The sequence below is a fragment of the Escherichia sp. E1V33 genome, from assembly GCF_004211955.1.
Taxonomy (GTDB): Bacteria; Pseudomonadota; Gammaproteobacteria; order Enterobacterales; family Enterobacteriaceae; genus Escherichia.
In genome coordinates, this window is record NZ_RHJI01000013.1 from 113,022 (window position 1) to 120,279 (window position 7,258).

The following is a 7,258-nucleotide window of genomic DNA, read 5'->3' on the forward strand; positions in this document are numbered from 1 at the left end:
ACTACGAGCACCACCTTTGCATTTACTGTCTGGTCGAGGGGCTGTTATGTTCGCGATATAACATCTCGCTCCGCTTTTCTCCCTCTCCCTTTCAGGGAGAGGGCTGGGGTGAGGGTGGCAGCCCGCACGATACTTACAACGACTGATGTCGCGTCTCATGGGTCAGCAGCAGGGCGATTAACGTCAAACCAGCCATCGCTGCCAGATATAACCCTACCGCACCTAACCCGTAGTTAGTCTGCAACCAGGCCGCGATATATGGCGCAACAGAAGCCCCGAGAATCGACGATACGTTGTAAGAGAACGATGCCCCAGTGTAACGCACTTCTGTCGGGAACAGCTCTGGCAGCAGTGCGCCCATCGGTCCGAAGGTCAGCCCCATCAGACTTAACCCCAGCAGCAGGAAGGCAAAAACCAGAATCGGATTGCCAGAACCAAGCAGTGGATTAAAGGCGAACAGCGCGAACAGGATGATAAGCGTCGTGATGATCACCATGCTTTTACGGCGCCCAAAGGCGTCGGCCAGCAATCCGGCTACTGGCACCATCACGCCAAAACCAACTACTGCCATCATTAGCATCCACAGCACTTCATTACGCGGCAGGCCAAGCCCAACTGGCGCGGCGGCGGTACTAAAGGTCATTGAGTAGACAGTCATGATGTAAAACAGCGTGTAGGTCGCCAGCATGATAAAGGTGCCAAGTACGGTGACGCGTACGTGTTTGGTCAGCAGCGTACCCAGCGGGATCTTCACCTGTTTTTTCGCTTTTGCGACTTTCTCAAACACCGGCGACTCATGCAGCGACACGCGAACATACAGGCCGATAATTACTAGCACCGCCGAGAAGATAAACGGCACGCGCCAGCCCCAGCTCATAAACTGCTCGTCAGTCAAAAGCCAGGAAAGCAGCAGAAAAGTGCCGTTAGCAAAGAAGAAGCCAATCGGTGCGCCCAGCTGTGGGAAGGAGCCGTACAGCGCACGTTTACGCGGCGGCGCGTTCTCGGTTGCCAGCAGCGCTGCGCCACCCCATTCACCGCCTAATCCCAGACCCTGACCAAATCGAGCCAGCGCCAGCAGCAGCGGGGCGAAAATACCAATCGTGGCATAGCCTGGCAGCAGACCAATAACTACCGTCGAAATCCCCATCGTCAGCAAAGAGGCGACCAGCGTCGCTTTACGCCCAATGCGATCGCCGAAATGACCAAATACGGCAGAACCGATTGGGCGTGCGACGAAAGCGATGGCGAAGGTGGCGAGCGACTGTAGCGTTGCCGCTGCGGGATCGCCCTGCGGGAAGAAGATATGCGGGAACACAATAACAGCCGCAGTGGCGTAAATGTAGAAGTCGAAGAACTCAATGGCTGTGCCAATGAGGGAGGCAACAAGGACTTTATTACGCGAGTTTATCGGCGTGTATTCTTGCTCGTTGTCGAGTGTTGTGGCTGTTGCTTGCATAATCTTTTCTTATTTTTTGGCTAACGAATAGCCATATTACGCACAGCAAAAGTGATATTTCAATGTGTAACAAATCGCGGAAAAGGTTAAAAACCAGGCAAAAAGGGGATAATGTTTAGGCTAGTGATTTTTCTTCTATGAAATGCTTCACACAATTTCATAAATGGTGGATAAAACTGGTTTCAGGTTAAATAAAAGTTACCAACTGGATTTATATGCTGGGGTTATGAGTTGGAATGAAATTGTTTGCTCCCGAATAGATGGTTGAAGAGGCTCAGGGGAAGAGTTTCAAGAGGTTATGTGCGCATTATAGCCGGATGCGATGCTGGCGCATCTTATCCGGCCTACGGGGAGCCAGGCCGAATAAATTCGTAGGCCGGATAAGGCGTTTACGCCGCATCCGGCATATTTTAAGGCTGCGTTTTCCCCGGCATTCGCGGGTCGTCTTTGTATTCGGCGGTGGCAATCCACGCCGCGCAAAACAGCGTCAGACGAGCGAAGAAGTAGAAAAACGCCATCAGCCCCAGCACGGAACCAAACGCTGCGCCAGAGGGGGATTTCATCAGCGATGGCAGGGTGTAGGTCATCACGATTTTAATAACTTCAAAACCAATAGCAGCAAGGAATGTTCCGCGAATCAGGGCTTTTTTGCGCGGACGGTGGCGCGGCAACCGCCAGAAGATCCAAAAGAAAAGCAGATAGTTGGCGAATATAGAAATCGCCAGGCCAATCAACCGCCACGTCGGTTTCAGCCACTCAATGCTGTTAAGATGCAGAGCGCTAATAATCATTTGCTGCGCAGAACCGGCAACGGAAGTTATTGAAAGCGTGACAATCAGCGCAATCAATAAACCAATCAGCGAAATAAAATCACGTAGATACTTAACCCAAAACTTCTCCTGATCTTGCGGTGAACGTTCCCAAACATCACGCGATTGAGCGCGAATTGCTTCACGCAAATTTCCCATCCAGTTTATCCCGGAATAAAGCGCCACTGCCAGGCCGACAAGCCCTACGGTAGTACGCTGCTGAACGGCGGTGTTGATGGTGTTTTTCAATGTGGCCGCCAGTGTCGGATCGCTGATGTTTTGTAGAATTTTGTCGAAGATATCCTGTAGCAGCATCGGATGGGATGCCAGCACAAAGCCCCCTGCGGCAAACGACACCATCAAAATCGGGATCATCGATAAAAACGAGAAATAGGTGATAGCCGCACCAAACTGGTTACCCAGCCGATCATTGAAGCGTTCTGTCGCGCGTATCAGGTGCGCGATGATGGGTTGACGTTGGACTTTATCGGCAGTGGTGGTGACGGTTTCCAACGCCTGACTGACTTTGCTGCCTTTATCGCTATTATCCAGATGTTTAATTGGCTCGTGCTTCAGATCCTGGGTGGGACGTTTGATCTCGTTTTCCTGCGTCATCCGCTCTTTAGTCCTTCTGTCGTTGTCTGTCTTAAAAAGTATAGTCGGTCAGTCCAGGTGCTCTTTTATTACGCCAGCCAGCCACTGCATAAACAGATTTACACGGCGGGAAAGCTCCCGACGCTGGGGATAAACCAGAGAAATGGATAGCGGCTCGGCGCGGTAGTTGGGCAACACTTCAATAAGCCGCCCGGCGCGTAGGGCTTCACGTACGGCGACGCGGGGGATCTGAATGATACCCAGACCCGCCAGGCCGGCGGCGAGATAGGTTTCGCTGCTGTTTACCGTCAACATGCCGCCGGACTTAAACCACTGAACGCCATTACTGGTGGCAACCTCAAAACCTAATGGATGCGCGCCCAAATGCGGCGTGTAATGCACCACCGCGTGCGAAGTCAGATCGTCCACACTTTGCGGATAACCAAAACGCGTCAGGTAGTGCGGGCTGGCACAGTTGACCATCGTCAGTTTGCCGAGAGGGCGGGTAATGATGCCCTCGTCGGACAACGAGCCCGTGCGCATCACGCAATCATAGCCATCACGAAGAATATCAATCGCTCGGTCACTGCTACTTAATTCCAGTTCAATCCCTGGGTACTGATGAAGAAATTCTGGCAGGCGCGGCAGCAACAGGTTTTTCGCAATTCCGAGCGGGATATCGACGCGTAATTTGCCGCTGATGCTGGTGGTATCCTGCTGAAACAGGCCGTCCAGTTCGTTGAGATTACTCAACACATCTTTCGCCCGTTGGTAATAGGTCATGCCGTCGGGGGTAAGTTTGACCCGCCGCGTAGTGCGATGCAGCAACTGGGTGCCAAGCTGATGTTCCAGTGCCTGTATCTGGCGCGAAACACTTCCCTTTGGCAATGCAAAGAAATCCGCTGCGCGGGAAAAACTTTCCAGCTCAGCGACCTTGATGAACAACTGCATTGCGTGAATTTTATCCATTTCTTTGACCGATTGTTGTTCACAGCGAAACAGTAATGCGTATATCGCATTATTTATTGTTTTTTCTAGCATCTAATGCAAGGTTTCACAATGTAGTAATGATTAATACCGATGTTTTTTAGAAGGAAATGGCTGATTAGCTTCACTGGAAAGGAAAATTGATGCTTGAAAGGCTGTCTTTTCAGCAATTTCCTGCAAAGTAGTAAATGAAGTATTGGCTATTCGTGCGCAATTTAATCGTTTTACGGTCAGGTATTTAGCTAGCTCTCGCGAAAATCACGGTTTATTTGAATGCCTGTCAGACGAAAATATAAGGATTTCCTCAAAAATGTTTTAAATAGTGCCCTCGACATGTAATTTCAGGCTATCAGCTGTAACTATTTATATCGGTAACTATTTTCCACATTGCATATCTGTAGAATGGCCACCGCCAAATGGCGAATTCTTATTTTGCCTTTCGGGTAATACCCTTCCCCTACTTAAGAGTTTTAATGTATCCAGGTGGAGATTCAGTAATGCATATAATCATGTTTGACAGGCAGTCAATATTTATTCACGGAATGAAAATCAGCTTACAACAGCGTATTCCAGGAGTGAGTATTCAGGGCGTCGATCAGGCAGATGAACTGTGGCAAAAGCTGGAAAGCTCCCCTGAAGCCTTAGTCATGCTTGATGGTGATCAGGATGGTGAGTTTTGCTACTGGTTACTGCAAAAAACCGTAGTGCAATTTCCGGATGTTAAAGTGTTGATAACGGCGACAGATTGCAGCAAACGATGGTTACAGGAAGTTATCCATTTTAACGTGATGGCAATTGTACCGCGTGATTCAGCCGTCGAGACGTTTGCGTTGGCGGTAAATAGCGCGGTGCTGGGAATGATGTTTCTGCCCGGAGACTGGCGAACTACACCGGAAAAAGACACAAAAGACCTCAAATCGCTAAGCGCCCGCCAGCGGGAAATTTTAACTATGCTGGCGGCAGGTGAATCAAATAAAGAGATCGGCAGGGCGTTAAATATTAGTACCGGAACGGTTAAAGCACATCTTGAATCGCTTTACCGCCGTCTGGAAGTGAAAAACCGCACTCAGGCGGCGATGATGTTAAATATCGCCTCCTGAAGAGGGTAATTTTATAGCCAGCAGGTTGTTAGTGGCTGGCTGTAAAAATATTACGGCTCGCCGTATAAACCAATCAGGCGCCGTACCACACCGTTGGTCCAGCCAAATCCATCCTGCAACGGATATTCTCCTCCGCCGCCCTCACGGGGAATGCCATCGGCAATATGGTATTTCTCGATCAGTTTGTGGTGTTCCAGGTAGAACTGATTCACCGTTTTCAGCCAGCTACGCGCGATTTCATCACCCAGATAGTCATCGCCGTACATTTTAAATCCCTGAATCGCCATCCACTGCAATGGCGCCCAGCCGTTGGGTTTATCCCACTGTTCACCGGTTTCATACTCGCTCGCCAGAATCCCTCCCGGCGTCAGTAAACGGCTACGTACGGCGTTTGCCAGGCGGTCTGCCTGTTCGTGGTTCGCCATGCCCACGTATAATGGCACAATAGCGGCAGCGGAAAAGAGGGCTAACTGCTCGCGCCGCCAGTCGTAATCGCGATAGATGCCGTTTTCATCATCCCAGAGATAGCGGTTAACTGCATCGCGGCGGACGCTGGCCTTCTGGCGGAACAGCGCTTCTGTCTCTTTCTCACCTTTCAGCGCCGAGATGTTGGCAATGGTGCTCTCCAGTTTAAACAGGAAAGCATTAAGGTCGATGGGGATGAACTGGGTGGTGCGAATGCTCGCCAGACGGCCCGTGTCACGAAGCCAGCGTGATGAGTAATCCCAGCCAGATGCCGCGCCCGCACGTAAATCGCGATACACCTCGTTAGGCGGGCGGCCGGAGTGTTTCGCGGTTTCCACATCTTCAAGCCAGGACTCATCACGCGGCGTGTCGCGGTCATCCCAATAACGGTTGAGCAGGGAGCCGTCCGGCATCCGCACAACATGTCGATAGGCCTGATTCGGAATCAGTGATTCCGCGCCGTCCATCCAGAAGGCATATTCCATTTTTAGATGATCAAGGTAACGGCGTGCGCCGCGCACACCATCTTCTTCAAATAGCTCCACCATCAACGCAAAAACCGGTGGCTGTGAGCGGCTCAAATAATAGGTGCGGTTGCCGTTGGGGATATGACCATAGTTTTCTATCATCCAGGCGAAGTTATCGGCCATGCATTTCAGTAAATCCTCACGCCCGCTCTCCGCCAGCCCCAGCATGGTGAAATAGGAATCCCAGTAGTAGGTTTCGCTAAAACGGCCCCCTGGTACAATGTACGATTGTGGCAGCGCCAGCAGGGAAGACCAGGGAATATGATCCTGGGGTTCGCGGGTTAACACCGGCCATAGTTGGTCGATATGCTCTTTCAGTGAGTTCTGCGGATCTGATACATACTCGCTGGAGTAGACTTCCGGCAGCCAGAAATGCTTTTCAACAAACTGGCGTAAGTCGAAATCGCGATGACGGCGCACTTTACGATAGCGGATTAAGATATCCAGCGGGTCCATTTTTGGGGCACAGTCGGGGAAGGTTTTGCTGTCAGGGAAAATTTTCGCCGACTGGACATGCTCGAACAGTTCGAGATAACGATCGGCAGGGGTCAGCGCATCAGAGGCGGGTAGCCCCTCAATCATCTCGGGTTCTGGCTCTGCCTCCATCATCTCATCCAGTTTTAATTCATACGGATCCAGCTCATAACAGAGATCGACTTCGATCATCAGTTCATCTGGATTAAGGTTTTGAATTTTCTGATTGAGCATAAGGATCCGACCTCCGAAATTCGTCTCTAATTATCGGGCTTTCCTTTAAGAGTAGTCATTCGCTACGGTCGATGGGGGACAAAGTGTGCGGCAGATCACGTTTATTAATGTGTCAAAAAATATAACTCTTTAATATACAAAGAGAATGAGAGATAAACGTTTTTCTGTAAAATTTCATTTTCGGAACATTCACGTTACCCCATGATAAAAGCAGATGTATCGCTGTTATTACAAATAAGAGTAGCGGTTCTCTGTGTAAGAATGCAGAAGAAAGTAAACTCTTTTTGGTAATTAAAATAAATAACAGGATTCCTTAAATATATATTTAAAATTAATCTGGTGATTTCTGTTGTAAATATTATTGGTGTTAGCTTGTTATATAGATAAATCAATTTCATGCTTAGGATTTTGTTATTTAAATTATACCCGTAACTCCTTGCGCCCATTACAGATAAATCCTACTTTTTTATTGCCTTCAAATAAATTTAAGGAGTTCGAAATGGACCAGAAGCTGTTAACGGATTTCCGCTCAGAACTACTCGACTCGCGTTTTGGCGCGAAGGCAATTTCTACTATCGCGGAATCAAAACGTTTTCCGCTGCATGAAATGCG

The 7,258-nt window shown here is 49.5% G+C and carries 6 protein-coding genes; 2 read left to right on the forward strand and 4 right to left on the reverse strand.

Annotated elements, in window-relative coordinates; all coding sequences use genetic code 11:
* Positions 1 to 133: 133 nt before the first annotated feature.
* The 3 genes from D9742_RS13915 to D9742_RS13925 all read right to left on the reverse strand — a co-directional run bounded on the left by D9742_RS13915 (position 134) and on the right by D9742_RS13925 (position 3,828).
* Positions 134 to 1,456 carry an MFS transporter gene (locus D9742_RS13915; protein ID WP_130237288.1) on the reverse strand — a complete coding sequence of 441 codons (1,323 nt, stop codon included), beginning with the start codon at positions 1,454 to 1,456 and terminating at the stop codon, positions 134 to 136.
* Between the two features lie 410 nt (positions 1,457 to 1,866).
* Positions 1,867 to 2,880, reverse strand: coding sequence for an inner membrane protein YhjD (gene yhjD / locus D9742_RS13920; RefSeq protein WP_130237289.1), 1,014 nt, complete (start codon positions 2,878 to 2,880; stop codon positions 1,867 to 1,869).
* 48 nt (positions 2,881 to 2,928) lie between these two features.
* Positions 2,929 to 3,828, reverse strand: a complete 900-nt coding sequence (locus tag D9742_RS13925; RefSeq protein ID WP_205712874.1) for a LysR family transcriptional regulator — start codon at positions 3,826 to 3,828, stop codon at positions 2,929 to 2,931.
* 515 nt (positions 3,829 to 4,343) lie between these two features.
* On the opposite strand from D9742_RS13925, the gene D9742_RS13930 reads away from it, so the two are divergent.
* Positions 4,344 to 4,946: a response regulator transcription factor gene (locus D9742_RS13930; RefSeq protein ID WP_130237291.1), complete on the forward strand. Its 603-nt coding sequence runs from the start codon at positions 4,344 to 4,346 to the stop codon at positions 4,944 to 4,946.
* Positions 4,947 to 4,996: 50 nt separating this feature from the next.
* Here the strand turns inward: D9742_RS13930 and D9742_RS13935 are convergent, their stop codons facing one another.
* A complete protein-coding gene (locus tag D9742_RS13935; protein WP_130237292.1) occupies positions 4,997 to 6,646 on the reverse strand; it encodes an alpha,alpha-trehalase in 1,650 nt (549 codons plus the stop codon).
* 499 nt (positions 6,647 to 7,145) lie between these two features.
* Between D9742_RS13935 and D9742_RS23470 the strand changes: the two genes are divergently transcribed.
* Positions 7,146 to 7,258: glutamate decarboxylase (locus D9742_RS23470; RefSeq protein ID WP_032336594.1), on the forward strand; the 113-nt coding region annotated here is incomplete at its 3' end.